The 21,657-nt window shown below is 71.1% G+C and carries 23 protein-coding genes and 1 pseudogene; 9 read left to right on the forward strand and 15 right to left on the reverse strand.

The annotated features are described in order from the left end of the window. Positions 1–4 precede the first annotated feature (4 nt). The 3 genes and pseudogenes from IEY55_RS31900 to glgC form a co-directional block, all read right to left on the reverse strand. The gene (locus tag IEY55_RS31900) at positions 5–154 is read right to left on the reverse strand and encodes a GNAT family N-acetyltransferase (RefSeq protein WP_229686105.1); all 150 of its coding nucleotides are present in this window, start codon (positions 152–154) and stop codon (positions 5–7) included. Positions 155–219: 65 nt separating this feature from the next. After that, a pseudogene (locus IEY55_RS32740) lies at positions 220–672 on the reverse strand (GNAT family N-acetyltransferase); the annotation flags it as partial. Further along, on the reverse strand, positions 602–1,819 hold the full coding sequence (gene glgC, locus IEY55_RS05950) for a glucose-1-phosphate adenylyltransferase (RefSeq protein WP_189054745.1): 1,218 nt from the start codon (positions 1,817–1,819) through the stop codon (positions 602–604). The pseudogene IEY55_RS32740 and the gene glgC, both read right to left, overlap by 71 nt. A gap of 149 nt (positions 1,820–1,968) precedes the next feature. Here glgC and glgA point away from each other — a divergent pair, with 149 nt between their 5' ends. Then, entirely contained in the window at positions 1,969–3,123 is a 1,155-nt protein-coding gene (glgA, locus tag IEY55_RS05955) for a glycogen synthase (protein WP_189054747.1), read from the forward strand. 213 nt (positions 3,124–3,336) lie between these two features. On the opposite strand, the gene IEY55_RS05960 is transcribed toward glgA, so the two are convergent. Both IEY55_RS05960 and IEY55_RS05965 read right to left on the reverse strand, forming a co-directional pair. Then, the gene (locus tag IEY55_RS05960) at positions 3,337–4,836 is read right to left on the reverse strand and encodes a leucyl aminopeptidase family protein (RefSeq protein ID WP_189054749.1); all 1,500 of its coding nucleotides are present in this window, start codon (positions 4,834–4,836) and stop codon (positions 3,337–3,339) included. Between the two features lie 122 nt (positions 4,837–4,958). After that, complete coding sequence (locus IEY55_RS05965) at positions 4,959–5,126, reverse strand: DUF3117 domain-containing protein (protein WP_189054751.1); 168 nt, start codon at positions 5,124–5,126, stop codon at positions 4,959–4,961. Between the two features lie 196 nt (positions 5,127–5,322). On the opposite strand from IEY55_RS05965, the gene IEY55_RS05970 reads away from it, so the two are divergent. Both IEY55_RS05970 and IEY55_RS05975 read left to right on the forward strand, forming a co-directional pair. Further along, a complete protein-coding gene (locus tag IEY55_RS05970) occupies positions 5,323–6,111 on the forward strand; it encodes a PaaX family transcriptional regulator (protein ID WP_189054753.1) in 789 nt (262 codons plus the stop codon). Positions 6,112–6,137: 26 nt separating this feature from the next. Beyond that, a complete protein-coding gene (locus IEY55_RS05975) occupies positions 6,138–6,926 on the forward strand; it encodes an enoyl-CoA hydratase-related protein (RefSeq protein WP_189054755.1) in 789 nt (262 codons plus the stop codon). Between the two features lie 141 nt (positions 6,927–7,067). Here IEY55_RS05975 and IEY55_RS05980 read toward each other — a convergent pair whose 3' ends face one another. The 5 genes from IEY55_RS05980 to IEY55_RS06000 form a co-directional block, all read right to left on the reverse strand. Next, positions 7,068–7,637 (reverse strand): DNA-3-methyladenine glycosylase I, encoded by a 570-nt coding sequence (locus tag IEY55_RS05980; RefSeq protein WP_189054757.1) that lies wholly within the window; start codon positions 7,635–7,637, stop codon positions 7,068–7,070. Then, the gene (locus IEY55_RS05985; protein ID WP_189054759.1) at positions 7,634–8,077 is read right to left on the reverse strand and encodes an SRPBCC family protein; all 444 of its coding nucleotides are present in this window, start codon (positions 8,075–8,077) and stop codon (positions 7,634–7,636) included. Before IEY55_RS05985 ends, IEY55_RS05980 begins: the two co-directional genes overlap by 4 nt. Beyond that, on the reverse strand, positions 8,074–8,391 hold the full coding sequence (locus IEY55_RS05990) for a DivIVA domain-containing protein (protein WP_189054760.1): 318 nt from the start codon (positions 8,389–8,391) through the stop codon (positions 8,074–8,076). Before IEY55_RS05990 ends, IEY55_RS05985 begins: the two co-directional genes overlap by 4 nt. Positions 8,392–8,512: 121 nt before the next feature. After that, on the reverse strand, positions 8,513–9,178 hold the full coding sequence (locus IEY55_RS05995; RefSeq protein WP_189054762.1) for a permease prefix domain 1-containing protein: 666 nt from the start codon (positions 9,176–9,178) through the stop codon (positions 8,513–8,515). After that, positions 9,160–9,498, reverse strand: a complete 339-nt coding sequence (locus tag IEY55_RS06000) for a PadR family transcriptional regulator (RefSeq protein WP_189054764.1) — start codon at positions 9,496–9,498, stop codon at positions 9,160–9,162. Before IEY55_RS06000 ends, IEY55_RS05995 begins: the two co-directional genes overlap by 19 nt. 236 nt (positions 9,499–9,734) lie before the next feature. Between IEY55_RS06000 and IEY55_RS06005 the strand changes: the two genes are divergently transcribed. Then, positions 9,735–11,492: an AbeC-like domain-containing protein gene (locus tag IEY55_RS06005; protein ID WP_189054766.1), complete on the forward strand. Its 1,758-nt coding sequence runs from the start codon at positions 9,735–9,737 to the stop codon at positions 11,490–11,492. 1 nt (position 11,493) lies between these two features. Continuing rightward, positions 11,494–11,856 (forward strand): hypothetical protein, encoded by a 363-nt coding sequence (locus tag IEY55_RS06010; protein ID WP_189054768.1) that lies wholly within the window; start codon positions 11,494–11,496, stop codon positions 11,854–11,856. 10 nt (positions 11,857–11,866) lie between these two features. On the opposite strand, the gene IEY55_RS06015 is transcribed toward IEY55_RS06010, so the two are convergent. Together IEY55_RS06015 and folP are read right to left on the reverse strand one after the other, a co-directional pair. Then, positions 11,867–12,883 (reverse strand): glucosyl-3-phosphoglycerate synthase, encoded by a 1,017-nt coding sequence (locus IEY55_RS06015; RefSeq protein ID WP_189054770.1) that lies wholly within the window; start codon positions 12,881–12,883, stop codon positions 11,867–11,869. Further along, positions 12,883–13,752 (reverse strand): dihydropteroate synthase, encoded by an 870-nt coding sequence (folP, locus tag IEY55_RS06020; RefSeq protein ID WP_189054772.1) that lies wholly within the window; start codon positions 13,750–13,752, stop codon positions 12,883–12,885. The genes IEY55_RS06015 and folP overlap by 1 nt, the downstream gene beginning before the upstream one ends. A gap of 301 nt (positions 13,753–14,053) precedes the next feature. On the opposite strand from folP, the gene IEY55_RS06025 reads away from it, so the two are divergent. Continuing rightward, positions 14,054–15,652, forward strand: coding sequence for a CocE/NonD family hydrolase (locus IEY55_RS06025; RefSeq protein WP_189054774.1), 1,599 nt, complete (start codon positions 14,054–14,056; stop codon positions 15,650–15,652). A 194-nt stretch (positions 15,653–15,846) separates the two neighbouring features. On the opposite strand, the gene IEY55_RS06030 is transcribed toward IEY55_RS06025, so the two are convergent. Together IEY55_RS06030 and IEY55_RS06035 are read right to left on the reverse strand one after the other, a co-directional pair. Further along, positions 15,847–16,395, reverse strand: coding sequence for an LOG family protein (locus IEY55_RS06030; protein ID WP_189054776.1), 549 nt, complete (start codon positions 16,393–16,395; stop codon positions 15,847–15,849). Continuing rightward, positions 16,395–17,204 carry an LOG family protein gene (locus IEY55_RS06035; protein ID WP_189054778.1) on the reverse strand — a complete coding sequence of 270 codons (810 nt, stop codon included), beginning with the start codon at positions 17,202–17,204 and terminating at the stop codon, positions 16,395–16,397. Before IEY55_RS06035 ends, IEY55_RS06030 begins: the two co-directional genes overlap by 1 nt. A gap of 323 nt (positions 17,205–17,527) precedes the next feature. Between IEY55_RS06035 and wrbA the strand changes: the two genes are divergently transcribed. Next, positions 17,528–18,154: an NAD(P)H:quinone oxidoreductase gene (gene wrbA, locus IEY55_RS06040; protein WP_189054780.1), complete on the forward strand. Its 627-nt coding sequence runs from the start codon at positions 17,528–17,530 to the stop codon at positions 18,152–18,154. Between the two features lie 190 nt (positions 18,155–18,344). Here wrbA and dapE read toward each other — a convergent pair whose 3' ends face one another. Then, entirely contained in the window at positions 18,345–19,421 is a 1,077-nt protein-coding gene (gene dapE, locus IEY55_RS06045) for a succinyl-diaminopimelate desuccinylase (RefSeq protein WP_189054782.1), read from the reverse strand. Between the two features lie 114 nt (positions 19,422–19,535). Here dapE and dapD point away from each other — a divergent pair, with 114 nt between their 5' ends. Together dapD and IEY55_RS06055 are read left to right on the forward strand one after the other, a co-directional pair. After that, positions 19,536–20,540 (forward strand): 2,3,4,5-tetrahydropyridine-2,6-dicarboxylate N-succinyltransferase, encoded by a 1,005-nt coding sequence (dapD, locus tag IEY55_RS06050; RefSeq protein WP_229686091.1) that lies wholly within the window; start codon positions 19,536–19,538, stop codon positions 20,538–20,540. A gap of 98 nt (positions 20,541–20,638) precedes the next feature. Then, complete coding sequence (locus tag IEY55_RS06055; RefSeq protein WP_189054784.1) at positions 20,639–21,610, forward strand: CHAD domain-containing protein; 972 nt, start codon at positions 20,639–20,641, stop codon at positions 21,608–21,610. Positions 21,611–21,657: the final 47 nt, after the last annotated feature.

The raw sequence follows: 21,657 nt of genomic DNA on the forward strand, positions 1-21,657 counted from the left end.
CTATTCAGGAGGCGCGGTACATCACGTGTAGGTCTACGCGGCCCAGGGTTGGATGTGCGAAGGCGCTGGGAACTGTTCCGATCACGCTGGAGCCGAAACGCTCGTAGAGCGCGACGGCCGAGTGGTTCGACTCGGCCACGGCGTTGAACTGCATCCTGCATATCCGCGTTCCTGCGCCCACTCCAGCGCAAAGCGACACAACGCCGTACCCACACCCCGCCCCCGAGCATTGGCGGCGACCATGAAGCTCGCCGTCGACACATGCGATCCGGGGCCGGGACGGTTCGTTTCCATCTTGGCGGTGCCGAGGACACGTCCACCCTCGACCGCAACCACAGTCAGTCCCGGCGGCCTCTCGATCCAGATGTCGTGCGCCTGCTCGGCAGTCATGGCCGGGTCGTACGGGAACGTCTCCGCCGCCTGCACGATCTCCCGTACGATCGACCAGACCCGAGGCCAGTCGGCCGCGACGAATTCCCGGATCCGCACGGCGGGCATGCTGTCCGCCACCGTCGGTGCAGGCGATCGATTTCGTGGAGGTGCCCGGCCATACGAGCACTCGCTCACGGTGCATCGGGGCTCCGCTGGGGTTCGCTCCGGGTCACTCCACGCGGGCGCCCTTGCCAAGGACCGCGACCCCGCCGCCGCTGACCGTCCACTGTTCACGGTCATATTCCGGGTCGACTCCGACTTGGGCTCCCTCGCACACCACCGCGTTCTTGTCCAGGATCGCCCGGCGTACCACCGCACCCTTTCCCACCCGCACACCCGGCAACAACACCGCGCCCTCGACCTGCGCGCCCGCCTCCACCACCACGTCCGAGCCGATCACCGAATGCCGCACCGTCCCACCCGAGACGATCGCCCCCGGCCCGACGACGGACTCCTGGGCACTGCCGCCCTCGACGAACTTCGCCGGCGGCAGCGGCGGTGACGCGGTACGAATCGGCCACTGCCGGTTGTAGAGGTTGAAGACCGGGTGCACCGACACCAGATCCATATGCGCGTCGTAGTACGCGTCCAAGGTGCCGACATCCCGCCAGTAACCACGGTCGCGCTCCGTCGCGCCGGGCACCACGTTGTCGGCGAAGTCGTAGACCGCGGCCTCACCGCACTCCATCAACATCGGAATGATGTCGCCGCCCATGTCGTGGTCCGAGTCGGGGTTGGCGGCGTCCGTGCGCAACGCCTCCAGCAAGACCTCCGTGCTGAACACGTAGTTGCCCATCGACGCAAAAGTGACCTCCGGGTCGTCCGGCACGTGCGGCGGGTCCGGCGGCTTCTCCACGAAGCGGGTGATCCAGCCCGAAGCGTCGACATCGATGCAGCCGAAAGCGCTCGCCTGCGAGCGGGGGACGCGGATCCCGGCGACCGTCACCCCGGCGCCGCGTTCCACGTGCTGCTCGACCATCTGCGCCGGGTCCATCCGGTACACGTGGTCGGCGCCGAAGACCACGATGTGGTCGGGGCATTCGTCGTAGACCAGGTTGAGCGACTGGAAAATCGCGTCGGCGCTGCCGGTGTACCAGCGCGGCCCGAGCCGCTGTTGGGCCGGCACCGGGGTGATGTACTGCCCGAGCACGCTGGAGAGCCGCCAGGTGGTCGAGATGTGCCGGTCGAGCGAGTGTGACTTGTACTGCGTGAGAACGCAGAGTCGGTGGTAGCCGGCATTGACCAGATTGGAGAGCACGAAATCGATCAGGCGGTAGTTCCCCCCGAACGGCACGGCCGGCTTGGCCCGGTCGGCGGTCAGGGGCCAGAGCCGTTTGCCTTCGCCTCCCGCGAGCACAATCCCGAGGACGTGGGGCTGGCTCTTCACGACCGCCGACCCTAGCCGGGGTCCGCAGGCCCGGCCACCGACCACCCGGGGACACCTCCGGCTGGAAGGAACGGGCCGGGCAACGTTCACCCGGGCGCAGCACACGAGGTGCGGCGCCACGGCCCACGACCACCGCTAGCCTCCCCCACGTGCGCATCGGTCTGCTGACCCGCGAGTACCCGCCCGAGGTCTACGGCGGCGCGGGAGTGCACGTGGGTGAGCTCGTTCGTGGACTACGCGCGTTGGTCGACGTCGACGTGCACTGCTTCGGCGGTCCACGGCCGGATGCCCGCCCCCACGCGCCGGCACCGGATCTGACCGCGGCGAACACCGCGCTCACCACACTTTCGGTGGATCTGTCGATGGCGTCGGCGGTCGCGGACGTCGATCTGGTCCACTCGCACACCTGGTACGCGAACCTGGCCGGCCACCTGGGCAAGCTGCTGCACGACGTCCCACACGTGGTGACCGCGCACTCGCTGGAGCCGCGCCGGCCGTGGAAGGCCGAGCAGCTGGGCGGCGGCTACCAGGTGTCCTCGTGGGTGGAGCGGACCGCCTACCAGTCGGCCGACGCGATGATCGCGGTGAGCGACGGCATGCGCGCCGACCTCCTCGACTGCTATCCCGAGCTGGACCCGCGCCGGGTTCACGTGGTGCGCAACGGGATCGACACCAAGGCGTACCAGCCGGTGACGGAGACCGAGGCGCTGGTCCGGTTCGGGGTGGACCCGTCGCAACCCATCGTGGCGTTCATTGGACGCATCACCCGACAGAAGGGTGTCGGCCACCTGTTGGCGGCAGCGCATCACTTCGCACCGGAGGCACAGCTCGTGTTGTGCGCGGGAGCGCCCGACACCCCGGACATCGCCGCGGAGACGGAGAACGCGGTCGCCGAGCTCGCCGGGCGGCGGGACGGCGTGTTCTGGATCCAGCGCATGCTGGAGCCCGATGAGGTGTGCCAGGTGCTCTCCCACGCCACGGTGTTCGTCTGTCCCTCGGTGTATGAGCCGCTGGGCATCGTGAACCTGGAGGCGATGGCGTGCGGGACCGCCGTGGTCGCCTCGGACGTGGGCGGCATCCCAGAGGTTGTCGACGACGGTCGCACCGGCCTGCTGGCGCACTACGACGCGGAGAACCCCGAGGAGTACGAGGAAGCGCTGGCGGAGGCGGTGAACGAGCTGCTATACGACCCGGAGCTGGCCGCCGTCATGGGCGCGGCGGGCCGCCGGCGCGCCGAGGAGGAGTTCTCCTGGGCTTCGGTCGCGGAGCAGACCGTGGCGGTCTACCGCTCCGTCCTCTGCTGACTGGCCCGCGTCGCCTTCCCGCCACGGCCGCGCCGGGGACGAACCGGCTCCTGTCAGGAAGGCGCCCGCGTCCGGCCACATCGGACCCGGAGGAGCGGCAACATGTGGTGCGCGCCCGCACCGACACCGCCACGGAATGCGCCGAGTCCGCTAGCTGCGCGACGGCGACGTCCCGGTCCTGCTCCGCGGTGCTACCCCGGCCAGTTCCCGGACTCAGCGGTAGGAGCGGGCGAGCTCCACGAGGGTGCGGGCGGCGAACCCGGTGCCGCCGGGGTTGACCTCGTCGTAGGGGCGGTCGGCGCGGGCCGGGCCGGCGATGTCCAGGTGCGCCCACGGCAGATCGGCGGTGAACTCACGGAGGAAGAGGGCGGCGGTGATGCCACCGGGACCGGGCGGGCACTGCCTGAGGTCGGCGATGTCGCTGCGGACGTCGTCGGCGTGGTCGGCCAGCAGCGGCATCCGCCACCACGCCTCACCGACACGATCCCCGGCCGCCGCGATCCGGCCGGCCAGCTCGTCATCGGTGGCGAAGAACCCACCGGTGCGCAGGCCCAGGGAGACCTTCATCGCCCCGGTCAACGTGGCGACGTCGAGCAGCAGGTCGGGCTTGTGCCGCCGCACCGCGTAGGCCAGCGCGTCCGCCATGACCATGCGGCCCTCGGCGTCGGTGTTGGTCACCTCGGTCGTGCTGCCGCCGAAGTGCCGCACCACGTCACCGGGCCGGTAGGACGAGCCGGAGACGTGGTTCTCGGCGCACGGCACGAGCCCGGTCACCCGCACCGGCAGCCGCAGCTCGGCGATCGCGAGAAGGGCGGCGATGACCGCGGCGCCACCGGACATGTCGGTGCGCATCAAATGCATGCCCTCGGCGGGCTTGATCGAGATGCCGCCGGTGTCGAAGGTGATGCCCTTGCCGACGAACACCAGGTGCGGTGCCCCGGCCGCACCGCGCGGGCGGTAGGACAGCTCCAACAGCCGTGGCGGGCGCACCGATCCGCCGCCGACGGCGAGCATCCCGCCGAAGGCGTGCTCGGCCAACCACTTCTCGTCCCGCACGACCGCGGACAGGCCGGTGGTGTCCGCGGCGAGCCGGGCACCCGTGCCGGCGAGCCAGTCGGGGTCCTTGACGTTGGACGGGGCGTTGGCGAGGTCCCGCGCCAGGCCGGTGGCCGCGGCCAGGGTGCGGGCCGCCCGCACCGCCTCGGTGAGGTCTTCGTGCTCGGTGGGCACGACCAGCCGCAGCTCCCGCAGCCGCGGCGTGCGCTCCGCGGTGACCTTGAACGCATGGCTGCCCACGATCGCGCCGAGTGTGAACGCGGCAGCGGCCTCGGCGTCGACGTCCTCGGGCAGCAGCACCTGTACCGACCGCGGCGGTTGCTCGCCGGAGCCGTTGCCGTTCGCGGCCCGGCCGTTCACGGCGCGCAGCAGCGCCGCACCGGCCGCCCGCCAGTCCCGGGAACCGCCCGAACCGACACCGAGCACCCAGCCCGGGCCCGGCACCGGGTGTACCTGTCCGGCCCTGCCGGTCACGCCGAGGCGCTCCAGCAAGCCGGGCTCGACACCGAGCACGTCCGCACCCGGGCCCAGCCCGATGGTGTCCGCACCGTTGCCGGCAATGACGGCCAACGGCACGCCATGTCGCGCCGCGGTCGCGACCCGGACGTCGACCAGCGGCGTGGGCACCGTGGGCAGTGCCCGTCTGGCGGATGGCACGCGAACTCCCCCTCGACGACGTGGTCCGGCCCCGGCGCCACCGGACACGGCACGACCGGCGTCGCGCGCGCCAGAAGCCGGGGCCGGGATGGTACTTCGGCCGGTCGGCGGTGCCGACGGTGTCAGCCCGCGGCGGCCTTCAGGGCGTCGCCCAGCTCGCTGGCCTCCTCCGCCGACATCTCGACGACGAGGCGCCCACCACCCTCGAGCGGGACGCGCATCACGATGCCGCGTCCCTCCTTGGTGACCTCGAGGGGACCGTCGCCGGTCCGGGGCTTCATGGCCGCCATAGCGTGCTCCCTCCGTCAACTCTTCCCCGCCCGGCACACCGCCGGAGCGCACCGGGTGCGGACCTATTCTCCCCCATTCGTACGCACCGAGGAAACTGAACGATCATTTCGTGTCCCGTGTCGGCCAGGTTCACGCAGGTCACACCGCTGCCCCGGCACTGGTCGAGCGAGCGCGGGCCTGCCACACTCGGCCGTCGTGCGGGCTCGATCAGCGTTGTTCGACGTCTACGGCGGCTACCTGCGGCAGCGGGGTGGCGCCGCCACCATCGCCGCCCTGGTGAAGCTGCTCGAACCGCTGGGGTTCGCCGCGCCCGCGGTGCGCACGGCGGTTTCCCGCACCGTTCGGCAGGGCTGGTTGCGCCCGGTGCGGCTGCCCGGCGGTCCCGGCTACGCCCTCACCGCGCGTGCCGAGGTGCGCCTGGACGAGGCGGCGGCGCGCATCTACCGCACCCGTCCGTCCACCTGGGACGGTCGCTGGCACGTGGTGGTGTTGGAGGAGCTGCCCCCGCGTCCGGCGCGGGACCGGCTCACCTCCTCGCTGCACCTGCTCGGTTACGGGGAGCTGGGACCGGCGACCTGGGTGGCGCCCCGGCCCTCGCCGGAGCTGGCCGACCTGCTGGCCGCCGAGAAGGTGGCGGCCCGGACGTTCCACGGCGAGCACGATGGCGACGACACCGAGCTGGCGGCCCGCGCCTGGGACCTGGCCGGGCTGGGGCGGGACTACGCGAGTTTCGTGCGGGAGTGGGAACCGCGAGTGTCCGGTGTGGACGCCGCGTCACCGCCCGCCGCGTTCGCGGCGTCGCAGCAGATGCTGCACGCCTGGCGCAACTTCCTGTTCCGTGACCCGGGTCTGCCGCCGCAGCTGCTGCCCGAACAGTGGGCGGGGCGTCGGGCCGCGAAGTTTTTCGACCACAACACCGAGCGGCTGTCCGGCGCCGCGAACCGGTTCGTGGAGTCCTGCTTGACCAACCAGAGCAAGCAGTGAGGGTTTTGGGGATTCGGAGGTCCACTGTGTCCGAAGTGCTGCTGGTCAACGATGCCGACGGTGTGCGCACCCTCGTCCTCAACCGACCGGACGCATACAACTCGATGACGTCGGCGCTCAAGGAGGAACTGATCGCGGCGATACGGGCCGCGGCCGGTGACGGGTCGGTCCGTGCACTGGTGATCACCGGGGCGGGAAAGGCGTTCTGCGCCGGGCAGGACCTGCGGGAGCACATCAAGCTGCTGCAGGCGGGCGACCCGGCACCGCTGCGAACCGTGGAGGAGCACTACAACCCACTGATCACCACGCTGATGGAGTTGCCCAAGCCGGTGATCGCGGCGGTCAACGGGACGGCTGCCGGTGCCGGGGCGTCCCTGGCCTACGCGTGCGACCTTCGTGTGGCCACGGAGTCGGCGAAGTTTCTGATGGCCTTCGCGAACGTGGGCCTGACCGCCGACTCGGGCGCGTCGTGGACCTTGCCACGGTTGATCGGTTACGGCCGCGCAATGGAGATGATGTTGCTGGGCCAGCCGGTACGTGCCGAGGAGGCGTTACGGATCGGCATGGTCAACCAGGTCGTGCCCGACGGCGAGGCGCTGAAGGTGGCGCAGGAGCTGGCCGGCCGGATGGCGACCGGGCCCACCACGGCCTACGCCAAGATCAAGGAGGCGATGCGGCGTTCGGCCGCGGCAGCGTTGTCCGAAGCGCTCGAGGTGGAGGCCCGCACCCAGGCCGAGGCCGGGGCGACCGCGGACCACCGGGAGGCGGTGCAGGCGTTCGTCGAGAAGCGGGAACCGCGATTCACCGGGCGCTGATCGTGGCCGGCGTCCCCGGTTCGGCCGGAGGGCGCACACGGTCGTGACGAGTGGGCACCCCGCCAGCGGACCGGGAATCGGTTGCTGGCGGGGTGCCGAATGCGGGCCCCGGCGCGGTTGCCGGGTTCAGCCTCGTTCGGGTCAGCGCCGCCAGCAGCCGGCCAGGTGGTCGTTGACCATGCCGGTGGCCTGCATGAGCGCGTAGCAGGTGGTCGGGCCGACGAAGGCGAACCCGCGACGCTTCAGTTCCCTTGCCATCGCCCATGATTCCGGCGTGGTCGCCGGCACGTCCGCGAGGGACTTGGGCACCGGCTGTGAGTCCGGGTCCGGTGCGAACGACCACAGCAGCTCGTCGAGTGGAACGTCGAGGGACTGCACGGCCCGTGCGTTGGCGATGGCAGCCTCGATCTTCCTGCGGTTGCGGATGATGCCGGCGTCGCCGAGCAGGCGCTCGACATCGGCCGGGCCGAAGGCCGCGACCCACTGCGGGTCGAAACTGGCGAACGCCCGCCGGAAACCCTCCCGGCGGCGCAGGATCAGCAACCACGACAGACCCGACTGGAAGGACTCCAGGCACAGTCGCTCGAACATTCCGACCACGCCACGCAACGGAACACCCCACTCGGTGTCGTGGTACTCGACGTAGTCCGGGGCACTGGCGCTCCAGCTGCAGCGCGCCCTACCGTCCGGCCCGACCGGGGTGTCGCTCATCTCCGGTGCCTCCGGCAGAACTCGGCGAAGTGGGCCAGCGACCGGCGTAGCCTCCGGTCGAACAGCGGCCGGACCAGCGGCCACACCAACTCTCCCACCCGGCCCAACGGCGGCTCCAATCGTTCCTCCCACACCAGTTCGGCCCCATCGGCGGTGGGCTGGACGGTGAAGACACCGGTGCCCCGCACGAGCCTTCCGGTATGCCGCACCTCGCACCGGTGCGGTGGTTCCCACCCGACGATCTCCATCGTGTCGAGGAATCCCACGGATCCGACACCGGTGAACGCGGCCAGCTCCGACCCCACACCGGCACCGTCGCCGGCCGTGACGAACACGGTGGTGCCCACGACCCACTCGCCCTGCCGGGGCCAGTCGGTGACGGCGGCCCACACCGTCTCCACCGACGCGGGCACGGCGACCGTGTGGCGGGTGGTGATCATCCCTCTCGTCCCGCCCGCGTCTCGGCCAGCTCGCCCTCCAGCTCGCTGATCCGCTCGCGCAGCTGGTCCAGCTCGTCGGCCACTCTGTCCAGCACCCAGTCCACCTCGGACATCCGGTAGCCGCGCAGCGCCTGCTGGAAGCGCACCGTCCGGACGTCGGACCCGGTGAGGTCGGTCGGCGGCAGCCGGGTCGGCGAGGCCCCGGGTGGCAGCGGCGCCAGCTCCTCGCCCCGGCCGAACACGGCCGATGCGAGCAGGAACACCACCGCCGCCACGGCGACCATGACGACGAGGTAGATGAGCGCGGTGGTCACCTCCGCATCGTGACACGTCACGCTGGGTGCCGTCGCACTCCTGCCAGGTCGTCTGGTCTTTCCGCCGGAACCGGCCGCGCCCGCGACGGTCGGCAGGGTTCGGCCGGGCGAACGAGGTCGCTCAGGCCACGAGCACGAAGCAGCGACGGGCCTGGCTCACCAGGCGCGCCGTCACCACCAGGCTGAACACCGTGGCCACCAGTACCGGCGGTGGGAAGCCGCCGGTGCCCAGCCGGGTCACGGCGACCAGGATCGCCAGGTGGGTGGCGAGGGTGAACACGTAGACGCCGACCGCGCCCACGGCCCACGCGCTGGCGAGCCGGCCCACCAGGCGGGTGTCACCGATGCGCCGGGCGAGCACCCGCCAGGCGAGCAGGATCACCGCCGCGGTCACCGCGATCACCCAGGAGGTCAGGTCGGCGGCCTGGGCGACGGTTCGGGCCCACTCCGGGCCGCTCGCCCAGCCGCCGATCCAGAAGACCCGGGTGAGCTCCCAGACCACGTGCATGATCGGGATGACCAACAGCAGGGAACGAATGAAGCGCACGCCGTGGGCGACGGCCAGTTCTGCCTGGTAGTCACGGGCAATGCGGCCGATGGGGCCGAAGTCGGTGACCGCGCGGCGTTCGGCCTCGCCGGCGGGAAGGCCCGCCGCCCGGTAGCTCTCGGCGGCGTCGTGCAGCCCGTCCCGGGCCTCGGCCAGCAGGTCGCGGCGCACGGTGGCCGGCCCGCGCAGTCGCGCGTCGAGGGTGAGCAGGTAGCGGTCGATCACGCCTTGGCCGGCCATGGTCCGCTCCCCAGCACGCCTTCGATGGCCGTGGTGAACTCGCGCCACGCCGCACGTTCGGCGCTCAACGCCTTCCGGCCGGCGGACGTGAGCTGGTAGGTGCGGCGCTGCCGCCCGGAGACGGTGGTCCACTCGCTACGCACGTAGCCGGCACGCTCCAGCCGCCGCAGGGCGGGGTAGACGGTGCCGGTGGGCAGGTCGAGCGCCCCACCACTGCGCAGCTGAAGTGCCTCGATGATCGCGTACCCGTGCAGCTCCCGACCATCGAGCGTGGCCAACAGCAGGGCGTCCAGGTGCCCCCGCAGCGCGTCCGCCTTCACGCGTAGTGAGTCTACGGATAGGGAGGCGGGAGATCCCTGCCGGTTCCGCCGTTCGGCCGCGGCGGGCCGGAACAGGGCGGTGGAAGACGACCGGGACATTGCGCCGTTGGAGTGGATCTCCGATCGTTTCCGACCTCTTTCGTCGGTGGAGGGTCGAGACTGCCCGATTACCGGGACCGAACTCGATCACGGCTGGGGGTCCGAAGATCATGACCGCGGAGTCACTCTCGTCATCGGTGTCCGGCAGTACCCCGTTCAGCACGACCAGGATCGAGGCGCCCCAGCTCGACGACGAGGCGACCAGGCACCTGTCCGTCGCCGCGCACATCGACGAGGAGTTCGCCGACCGCGCCGTCTCGGAGTTCGTGGCGGAGCCGCGGCGGGCGGTTCCCCCGTCGCCGGGTGTGGACGCGGCCGCGGTGCTGCGGCAGGCGCTGGTGGCCTCCCGCCGCCGGCTGGTGCGGGACGCGGTGCTGGTCGTCCTGTTCGTGCTGCTGTTGGTCGTCAACGTCGTGACGGCCATGACGTGGCTCTTCCTCGGGCTGGTCTGGGCGCTGGTGGCGCTGTTCTCCCGCCGGGCCCAGGGGCAACAGACGCGGGCGCAGCGCGAACCGGGGGAGCGACCGTTCCCCGTGACCGGCGCGATCTTGTTCGCACTGTTCGGGCTCTGGGCGCTGCTGGGCACAGACCTGTACCTGCTCCTGCTGCGGATGTTCGCCCCACTGTTCTACAGCCCCAGGGAACTGCGCAGCCAGGTGATCCCCATGGGCGACATCACGCCCGGGCCCGGTGTTTTCCTGATCCTGCTCGCCGCACTGGCGGTGCTGGTGCTGGACCGCTTGGGGGTGCGACACCTCCTGCTGCGGCACTTCCGGTACGGCGTCTACCGTTCCGACCAGCGGGCGGCGTCGTGGTGGGACCGGCTGCTGCGCGACTGGGGGTGGCGCCCCTATTCCAGGCGCATCGAGCAGGTGGCCGCAACCGCGGAGCGGGGCAACCTCGTGGTCCACGACGGGTGGCGCGCCTTCGTCGGGTCGGGAGACCTGGCCCGCTCGTGGTCGATCGCGGTGCGGCTCCGCACCGAGGAGGACGAGGAACCGCGCCCCCTGTCACCGACGACGCTGTACGAGGCGGTGGCCTCCGAGATGGAGTCCATGCGGTCGTCGGATCAGCTCGCGCCGGGTTTCCGGTTGCGTGGCCTGTCCGGTACGCCGCACGCGGTGGTCTCGGCGCACTCCCTGATGCGGTACCGTCATGAGCCGTTGGCCCGGAACATCCTGCCCGATCCGGAGTCGTCCCCGACGACGTCGCTGCCGGGCGACGTGATGCGGGAGATCACCGACCGGAGCCCGGAGTGGATCCGGCATTACCGGTGCTACCGGGTGGAGAGCTGGCACAAGGAGCTGGTGTCGTCGTCGTACCTGCACATCGGGTGTGACGAGCGGACGCTCTACGTGGAGTGGAACGCCTTCCAGCTCAACCCGGTCCATCCCTACTACGGCCGGGAGGACTGGTGGGAGGCGCGGCTGCCCAGCGCGTTGGGGCAGGCGCTGGTGGACTTCCTCGCACTGCCGGCGAGCCTGTTCCGGCGGATCCGGCTCATGATCCGTAGCGCGGCGATCGCCCTCCGCAGTGTGGGTTTCGGGGGTCGGATCGTGCCGTCGACCTACGGGGCGCGGAACAGCATTCGGGAGCTGGTCGCCGCGTACCGGGGCGAGACCTACTTCCAGGACATGGATGCGATCCGGTACGTGAAGTTGATGGAGCGCAAGGCGTTCTCGGCGATCATCAACTGCCTTCGCGACCACGGCTACTCCACCGAGGAGTTCGAGGGCAACGCGAACGCGGTCATCAACAACACGATCATCAACGGCAGCAAGGTGAGTGGCCTGGTCATCGGGGGCAAGGAGAACCAGGTGACCGTCGGTGGGGCGAACCCGGGCCAGGCTGCTGCCGGCGTGGGAGCGCCGAGCCGGGCTGGTGGAAAGGGTTGATGTGACCGGCAAGCGGGAGCACGGGACGCACATCGAGGGAAGCACCGTGGTCGGTGCGGTCTTCGGTGGGCGGAACAACCGGGTGCGGGTTGGCGAGGTCCGGGTGGGAGACGGTGCGGACGGCCTGGCCGAGCTGCGGAAGCTCGTCGCGCGGCTGAGGCTGGAGCTGGCGGCGCGTCCGGAGGACCCGACGCACGTGCGGGCCGAGGCGCACGCGGAGTCGCTGGCGGCCGAACTCGACCGTGACGAGCCGGATATGGGGCGGGTCCGCAGCGGCTGGAAACGCCTGCGGGGCTTGCTCACCGGCCTGGCCGCCGGCGGCGCGCTGGCCGAGATCGTGGACGCGATCAGCGGGTTCCTGTGATCGGTTCCGCTCAGCGGCGGGCGAGGACCTCGCGCATCGGTGGCCGGTCGGCGACCGCGACCTCGGTCGTGTCCGGCAACCACTCCCCGGCCACCTGAAGGAACTGCGTGAAGTCGCCTCCACTGTCCGACATGCCGCAGCGGCTGAGCGCGGTACCCAGAATCTGCCGCGCCATCACCCCGAGCGCACGCAGGGACCGGTTGCGGTGCTTACGAACTCCAAGGTTCACCTGGGCGATCGCATCCAGTCCATGGGCGTCGTGGGTGTCCAGCAACAACCCGATCTCCACCCCGTACCCGGCAGCGAACGGCACCGACTCCAGCAGTTCGCGGGTCCCCGCATACTCACCGCCGAGCGGCTGCACCACACCGGAAAGCTCCGGGCGCAACGCGGCGATCAGCGGCCGGGCGAGCAGCTCCGTGACCCGCCCCCCGCCACTGTCGGTCTCGCTCCGCTCCATCCGCAGCGGGCGCCGGTAGAACCCCTTCACCAGGTGCACGCCCCTGCCGGTGAGGAGCGGACCCAGCAACGCGGGAACGAACCCGGTGTCGACCTCGACCAGATCCGAGTCGAGGAAAACCACGATGTCACCACTGGTCAGGGCGAGCGAGCGCCACAACACCTCACCCTTGCCCGGCACGCAGGGCAGCTCGGGCAGCACGTCCTCGCGCCGCGCCACCCGGGCGCCGGCCGCCCGCGCCACCTCCACCGTCCGGTCGGTGGAACCCGAGTCGACCACGACGAGCTCGTCCACGAGCGGCCCGCCACCTCGCCCGGGCCGGGTCAGCGGCAGGACGGCCGAGACCACCCCACCGACCGTCGCTTCCTCGTCCAGTGCCGGTAGCACCACGCTGACCGTGCGGTTCCCCTTGACCGCCAACAGGTCTCGTACTGTCCACTGTGGATCCTGGACCGTACGGTCGGCGAACCAGTGCTGGATGGCTCGGCTCCGGGCTTCGCTGCGCACCTTGTCACTCGCGATGCTCGCTTCGCCCGTCACCGAGCGGTTCTCGACGTCGGGGCGCATCAGGCCAGCGCCCGCAACACTCGGGCGGGCGGCCGGCTGCCGGCGATACTGGCGACCATCTCGAGCACCTGACGCGTCCGTCTCACCTCGTGCGCGCGGAACACGCGTGCCCCGGCCCACGCGGCCACGGCGGTGGCGGCGAGGGTGCCGTCCACCCGCTCGGACAGCTCGACGTCCAGCGTCTCGCCGACGAAGTCCTTGTTCGACAACGCCATCAGCACCGGCCATCCGGTGCCGACCAGCTCGTTCAGCCGGCGCAGCAGCTCCAGGCTGTGCCAGGTGTTCTTGCCGAAGTCGTGGGTGGGGTCGACCAGGATCCCGTCCCGGGGCACCCCCTGCCGGACCATGCCCTCCGCGCGTCGGGTGACCTCGGCGACCACGTCGGCCACCACGTCGACGTAACGCACCCGGTGCGGGTCGGTGCGGGGCGCGAGCCCGCCGGTGTGCGAGCAGACGATGCCCGCGCCGAACTCGGCGGCGACCTCGGCCAGCCGGGGATCGGCGCCCGCCCAGGTGTCGTTGATCAGGTCCGCGCCGGCCTGGCAGGCCAGCCGGCCGACCTCGTGCCGCCAGGTGTCCACGCTGATCACCACGTCGGGGTGCCGGTCGCGGACCGCGGCCACGAAAGGCACCACCCGCCGGATCTCCTCGGCGCCGTCGACGGTCTCGCCGTGCGAGCCCGCCCGCACGCCCCCGATGTCGACGATGTCGGCCCCCTCGGCGATTACCCGGTCCACGGCGGCCAGGGCCGCGTCGTCGGAGAAGGTCGCGCCCCCGTCGTAGAAGGAGTCGCGGGTGCGGTTGACGATCGCCATGACGAGCGCGCGGTCCTGCCGGACCTCGCGCCTGCCGAACCGCAGCGTGCTCACAGCATCCGATCGTGCCAGGCGGTGGCCGCCGACCACGACCTCCGGCGGCCCGGCGGGCGGCCTCGCCCGGCGGGACGGCCCGCATCCGCGGCAGTACCTGTTACTCAACATTTCACCTGTTTGGTGACGAGCATCCAGCGGAGAGAAGTTCCGCCATCCGCATTAGCGCTGGCCACGGGATCGATCTGGTTGCGAGCTGCGCACGGTGATGTTGCTCACAGTGATGCCTCTCACGTGATGTCGACCACCCACTATTACCGACGAGTAACCACGAAGAAACTTCACATTAAGGAGGTCAAGGATGCGCAGGATTCCCCTGCTCCTGCTGGCAGCCCTGACCACGCTGCTCGCGCTCGTTGCGCCCCCCGCCATCCTGGCCGCCCCCGGTTTCACGACGAGCTACGAGACGATCTCCGGCGATGGCGGCATCCCCCTGAAGGCGTTCGTCATCAGGCCGACCGGACGCGGGCCCGGCCCGCACCCGCTGCTGGTCATGCCGGCGAGCTGGGGCACACCCAACATCGAGTACGTGGGCTCGGCATGGAAGCTCGCCTACGGCTCCGGCTACGTGGTGGTCAGCTACACCACTCGCGGATTCTGGGACTCCGGGGGCGAGATCGAGGTGGCCGGCCCCAAGGACGTGGCCGACGCCCGCAAGGTCATCGACTGGGCGGTGGCCAACGCCGGAGGCGACCCGACCCGGGTCGGCATGGCCGGTATCTCCTACGGCGGCGGCATCAGCCTGCTCACCGCCGCGGCCGACCAGCGGGTGCGCGCGGTGGCCGCGATGAGTGGCTGGGCGGACCTCGCCGAAGCGTTGTACCCGAACCGGACCGCGAACCGGCAAGCGATCGAGCTGCTGCTCGGGCTTGGCAAGCTCACCGGCCGACCCGGCGCGGAGTTGCGGCAGGCCGAGCGCGACTACCACGCGGGTGCCTACGAGAAGCTGCTCCCGCTGTCCCCGGTCCGCTCCGTGTCGAGCAAGCTCGACCAGATCAACCGCAACGGCACGGCGATCATGATCGCCAACACCTGGCAGGACGGAATGTTCCCGGCCAACCAGGAGATCGACTTCTACCGCAAGCTGACCGTGCCCAAGAAGATCATGCTCGGCCCAGGCGACCACGCCACCGCCGAACTGTTCGGCGCGGCCGGCTTCTCCAACGAGGTCTGGACGACAACGACCCGATGGCTGGACCGCCACGTGCGGGGTGAGCGCAACGGCGTCGACGGTGAGCAACCGGTGCTGCTCAAGCCCTCGAACGGCGGCGGCTACGAGGGATTCGCCGACTGGCAGCGGAACGAGAGCACCTACTACCTCACCAGGCCGACGAGGAGCTGGACCTCGCCACAGACCACGGGTTCGCTCGCCGGCGGCCCGTCCACGGGGTGGTCGCACCGCATCAACGCGGGCTGGGACACGGTGGCCGGCAGCGGCACCATCATGATCACCGGCATCCTGCAGGGCTGGCTCAACATCCCGACCGGCGTGTGGATGCCGGCGGTGAACCGGTCGGCCGCCGCCGTGTGGTGGGGTCCGGACAACCCGCGGGCGGTGCAGGTGAACGGACAGCCCAGGCTGCACGTGACCGTGACACCCAGCGCCCCCGACGTTTCCCTGTTCGCCTACCTCTACGACGTCAACTCGCTCGGTGCTGGCTCACTGGTCTCGCACAAGCCGGTCACGCTCCGGGATGTGCGGCCGGGTGTTTTACAGACCGTCGACATCGCCATGGAGGCCAACTCCTGGCGGCTCCCGGCGGGTCACCGGCTGGTGTTGGTCGTCGACACCGTGGACCCGCGGTACCGCGACCACAGCCAACGGGGCAGCACGGTCACGTTCGACTCCCCGGCACATGACCCGTCCTGGTTGCGGGTGCCGTTTGCCCCTGCCAAGTAAGGAGGTTCGTCCCGGAACCGCCTGAATGAACCCCTGCACGGGAGAACCCCGGCACTGACCGGGGTTCTTCTGTGTGGCAGCGGGGCTGTCCCGTGTTACGGCGACTTGACCCCGGGAGCCGGACGCCCTTCAACAGGCCGCCCGATCAACATGCTCCCGGAACACGCCCCGCGGTGACGGCGCCGGTTTCGCGATCAGCTCGCATCGCTGGCCGCGCAGGCATCCAGTGCCGAGTCGATATCGCCGACCACCGTGAGCGCTTCGAGGGATGACCTGTAGGCGAATCCCCGCTCGCACAGCTCGTCAATCCACGCCAGCAGCCCGTCATAGTGCCCGTCGGGGTCGAGCACGACCACCGGGCGCGAGTGCATCGCCAGGAAGCGCGAGGTCCACACCTCGAACAGCTCCTCGAGCGTGCCCAAACCACCCGGCAACGCAAGGAAAGCCGTGGCGTGTGCGTCCATCAATGCCTTGCGGTCACGCATGTTGTCCACGACCAGCAGCTCGTCGGCATCCTGGTCGGCCAGCTCACGCGTCATCATCGCCTGCGGGATGACGCCAACCGTGCGCGCACCACCGGCACGTGCCTCGCGTGCCACCTCGCCCATCATCGAGACACGACCGCCGCCCCACACCAGGTCCCACCCGCGGGCGGCGATGGCCTTCCCGACCTCGCGGGCCAGCTGCAGGTAGCGCTCGGGCACGTTCCTGCCGGAGGCGCAGTAGACGCAGACGGTGGTCATCAGTGCGTCTCCTCCCACGCCCGGTAGGCGTCCTCGACGAGTGCGACCGCCTCGTCGACGTCGTCGGTGAGGTGGAGCAACGCCATGTCCCGGTCGCTGATCTTGCCGCCGCCGAGCACGTTGTCGCGGATCCAGCCGTACAGCCCGTCCCAGTACCTGGTGCCGAACATGATCACCGGGAACTTGGTGACCTTCTTGGTCTGCACCAGGGTCAACGCCTCGAACAGCTCGTCCAGCGTGCCGAAGCCGCCGGGCAGGCAGATGAACGACTGGGCGTACTTGACGAACATGGTCTTGCGGGTGAAGAAGTAGCGGAAGTTCACGCCCAGGTCGACCCAGGGGTTGAGGCCCTGTTCGAAGGGCAGCTCGATCCCGAGCCCGACCGACAGCCCGCCGGCCTCCGAGCAGCCGCGGTTGACCGCCTCCATGGCGCCCGGCCCGCCCCCGGTGATCACGGCGAACCCGGCGTGCGCCAGCGCGGCACCCAGCTGCCGGCCGAGCTCGTACTCGGGGTGGTCGCGCGGGGTGCGCGCGGAGCCGAACACGGTGGTGGCGCGGGGTAGCTCGGCGAGCGCGCCGAAGCCCTCCACGAACTCCGCCTGGATCCGCAGCACCCGCCACGGGTCGGTGTGCACCCACTCGGAGGGGCCGCGGGTGTCCAGCAGCCGCTGGTCGGTGGTAGTGGGCTCCTGCCGGCGGGCCCGCCGCAACACGACCGGCCCGCGTTGCTTCTCCCGCGGGTGTTCCTCGGAGACCGTCTCGTCGAACGGGAGCGGCTCGGCCGGCTCGGCAGCGTCGTCGGTGGCCATACGGCCACCCTATTGGCGTTCTTCCCACGGCCAAAGGCAGGGGATTTCCGCCGGCGCCCCACCTCTGCGTCGGGGAACACGAGTTGGGGCTCAACAGTTGTTGCCCGGTGGCGCCGCGGTAGCCACGGCACCTGTCGGCCGGTGCCGTGGCTACCGCGAGCAAGGTGGAGCCTGGCCCGGCTCGTCCGCCGATGCCCGGTCCGTCCGGGCCGGAGCCCCGGTCGAGGTGAGCGGCACCACGCCGCAGGACGTTGCCGACCGGTAGTTGCGAGCGGCAGTATCTTCGGCAGAAGGTTTAAACTTCAACCAATACGGAGGTCGCGATGACCGAGCCGGTGAAGGTCGCCGTCGTCTACTACAGCTCCACGGGCAACACCCACACGCTGGCCGAGGCGGTCGCCGAGGGCGCGGAGAAGGCCGGAGCCGAGGTCCGGTTGCGCCGGGTGGCCGAGCTCGCCCCGCCGGAGGCGATCGCCGGCAACCCGGCCTGGCAGGCACACCACGACGCCAGCCGGGACATCGCGGTGGCCAGCCCCGCGGACCTGGTGTGGGCGGACGCGGTCGTCCTCGGCACCCCCACCCGCTTCGGCAACGTGGCCAGCCAGCTCAAGCAGTTCCTGGACACCCTCGGCGGGCAGTGGAGCCAGGGCCAGCTGGCCGACAAGGTCTACTCGGGGTTCGTCTCCACCTCGACCCCGCACGGCGGTCGCGAGTCCACGCTGCTCGCGCTGTACAACACCGTGCACCACTTCGGCGGCATTCTGGTCACCCCCGGCTACACCGACCCGATCCAGTTCGCCACCGGCACCCCGTACGGACCGTCGCACCACGACGCGCAGGGTCAGAACCCGTTGACTGAGGAGACCAAGGAGTCGGCGCGCTACACCGGCAAGCGCGTGACGCAGGTGGCCGCGCAGCTCAAGACCGGCCGGGCCGTTACCCACGACTGAGCGCTCGTCGCATCAGCTGTGCACGGGCCCGCCGCGGTGATCCGCGGCGGGCCCGTGCCGCAGGTGGTCACTCCGAACCAAACCGCCGCAGCGAACCGGGTTGCCGGGTGATCACGCGGTTTCGGTCGCTGACCAGAGTGAGCGCAGGATCGCCATGCCCGAGTGTCGGGCTTGCACCGAGGAGTCCTCGTCAGTGCACGAACTGGGTGAGGACCTCCGCACAGCGCCGGATGTCCGCCGCGGGCACGTGCTCCTCCCGGGTGTGGGCAAGCGAGGGGTCGCCGGGACCGAAGTTCACCGCCGGCAAGCCGAGCGCGGCGAACCGGGCCACGTCAGTCCATCCCAGCTTGGCCACCGGCTGGCCCCCCGCCGCGCGCACAAAGTCCCGCGCGACCTGGTGGGACAGGCCGGGCAGCGCACCCGCGGCCAAGTCGACCACGCTGACCTCGTAGCCGGCGAACACCTCGCGCAGGTGCGCCTCGGCCTGTTCGGGCGAGCGGTCGGGCGCGAATCGGTGGTTCACCGTCACCACGCACTCGTCCGGCACCACGTTGCCTGCCACACCGCCCTCCACGCAGACGGCCTGCAAACCCTCGTGGTACTGGCAGCCGTCGATCTCGACCTGCCGCGGCTCGTACTCGGCCAGCCGCCGCAACACCTCGCCCGCGGCATGGATCGCGTTGACGCCCAGCCAGCCACGGGCGGTGTGCGCCCGCTTTCCGTTGGTGCGCACCGTGACCCGCATCGTGCCCTGGCAGCCCGCCTCCACCACGGCGTTCGACGGCTCGCACACCACGGCCAGGTCGCCCGTCAGCCAGTCCGACAGCTCCCGCTCGATCCGGGTCAGCCCGTTGCGCGCGGCCTCGACCTCCTCGCAGTCGTAGAAGACGAAGGTGAGATCGTGCCGCGGCTCGGTGGCGGTGGCGGCCAGGTGCAGCATCACCGCGTCGCCGGCCTTCATGTCGACGGTGCCGCAGCCGTGTAGCACCAGGTCCGCCCCGGCTCCGGTGCGACGCACTGGGAGGTTGTTGTTGATCGGGACGGTGTCCAGGTGGCCGGCCAGCACGACCCGGGTGGGGCGGCCGAAGCGGGTGCGCGCGAGCACCGCGTTGCCGCTGCGCACCACCTCGAGGTGGCGCGCCTGGGAGCGCAACGCGTGCTCCACCGCGGCGGCCAGGGCGGCCTCGTTGCCCGAGACGCTGGGTACGTCCACCAGCGCGGCGGTCAGCTCGACGGGATTGGCGGCAAGGTCCAGGGCCAGGGTCACCACTGCACCGTACCGAGCTGCTGGCCAGCCGTGACGGCGACCGGGACCCGCACGTGAGCAGTTGCACGCCCCGGCCGGCACAGGCCGGCGGCACGGCGATTACCGTGGGGCCTCGTGAGCGAGGCAGTGCAGCACCCTGAGGAGTACCCGGACGCCACCACGATCGGCGCGCACGGCGTCGGCCTGGCCACCGTCGCCGACGACGGCACGGTGCTGGATACCTGGTTCCCGACGCCCAAGCTCGGCATGCCCGAGCAGGCGGGCACCGTACGGCTCTCCGTGGACGAGGCCGCGGCCACGCTCGGCCCGGCCGCGGTCGAAGTGATCGGCAAGGACGAGGCCCGCGGTGTCGAGGTGGTCGCGGTGCGCACCGGCATCGGGCGACTCTCCGACGCGCCGGCCGACGCGCACGACGCCTACCTGCGGTTGCACCTGATCTCCGGGCGTCAGCTGCTCCCCCACGGCTGCAACCTGGACGGCGTGTTCGGGCTGCTGGCCAATGTCGTGTGGACCAACCACGGGCCGTGCCGGGTGGACGGCTTCGAGGCGACCCGGCTGCGACTGCGGGCACGCGGCCCGGTGACCGTGTACGGGGTGGACAAGTTCCCGCGCATGGTCGACTACGTGCTGCCCGGCGGGGTGCGGATCGCTGACGCCGACCGGGTGCGGCTGGGCGCGCACCTCGCCCCCGGCACCACCGTGATGCACGAGGGCTTCATCAACTTCAACGCCGGCACCCGGGGTGCCTCGATGGTGGAGGGACGGATCTCGGCCGGCGTGCTGATCGGCGACGGGTCCGACGTCGGTGGTGGCGCCTCGATCATGGGGACGCTGTCGGGCGGCGGCACCGAGGTCATCGCCATCGGCGAGCGGTGCCTGCTCGGCGCGAACTCCGGCATCGGTATCTCGCTCGGCGACGACTGCGTGGTGGAGGCCGGCCTCTACGTGACGACAGGCACGAAGCTCACGCTTCCCGACGGGCGGCTGGTCAAGGCGCGTGACCTGTCCGGGCAGTCCGGGCTGCTGTTCCGCCGCAACTCGACGACCGGTGCGGTGGAGGTTGTCCACCGCCGGGGCAGCGGGGTCGAGCTGAACGCCGCGCTGCACGCCAACGACTGACCCCCGACGGGCGAAAGGGGCGTCTCACCGAGGTGGGGCGCCCTTTTTGCATTCGTTGGTCGGGTGGCGCCCGGCTGGTTCGGACCTACCGTGGGCATATGTCTAGTCCAGCTCGCGCCGCGCGGACAGCCACGCGGACGGCGCCGACGCCCCGCCGGCCGGCCGGGGCGTGGCGCCCGGCCGAGCTGGGCCTGCCCGAACAGCCACTGCGCGTGCGTCGGAAGGCGGGGCTGCTCGAGCACGTACGGGCAGCACTGGACCAACGGCTTCGGGCGTTGCTGGCGCATGAGCCGGGCACCCGGTCCGGTCAGGATCCGGAGGACCTGCACCAGATGCGGGTGGCGGTGCGCCGGATGCGGGCCGTGCTGCGGGCGGCGCGGCCAGCCCTGGACCGCGGGTGGGCCGACGAGTTGCGGGCCGAGTTGGGGTGGCTCGGCCGCGCGCTGGGGCCGGTGCGGGACCTGGACGTGCTGATCGAGCGGTTGCGGGAAGAGGCGGCGGAGTTCGGCGCCGACGAGCGGGCCGCCGTGGAGCGCCTGCTGGAGGGCTTGGTGGATGAACGGGAGCGGGCCCGGGAACAGATGCTCGGGGTGTTGGACGACGAGCGTTACGGGGCGCTGCTGCGCCGGCTCGCCGCGGTGGCGGGCGATGAGGTGCCGACGGGCGAGCGTACGGACCTGGACCTGCGGGAGCTGGTGCGGGCGGAGTTCCGGAAGGTGCGGCGTGACGTGCGCCGGGCCGGGCCGCAGCCGCCCGACGCCGAGCTGCACGCGTTGCGGATCCGGGTGAAGCGCCTGCGCTATACCGCGGAGCTGGCCGACCCGGTGGTGCGGACGAAGCGGCTGGTGAAGGCCGCCGTCGCGGTGCAGGACGTGCTGGGCGAGCACCAGGACTCCTGCGTGGCCGAGGAGCGGGTGCGGGAACTGCTGTCCGGACGGTCCGATGCTCCCCAGCAGGTCGCCTTCGCCGCGGGCCGACTGGTGGAGCGGGAACGGACGCGCCGGGCCGCCTGCCGCGCGGGCTGGTGGAAGCGCTGGGACAACCTGGCGAAGATTGCGAGGAAGATCTGAGTGGGAACGATCCCTCGCCGAAACCCGGTTCGCCGACTGCACTCGCA

The sequence above is a fragment of the Longimycelium tulufanense genome, from assembly GCF_014645795.1.
Classification (GTDB): Bacteria; Actinomycetota; Actinomycetes; order Mycobacteriales; family Pseudonocardiaceae; genus Longimycelium; species Longimycelium tulufanense.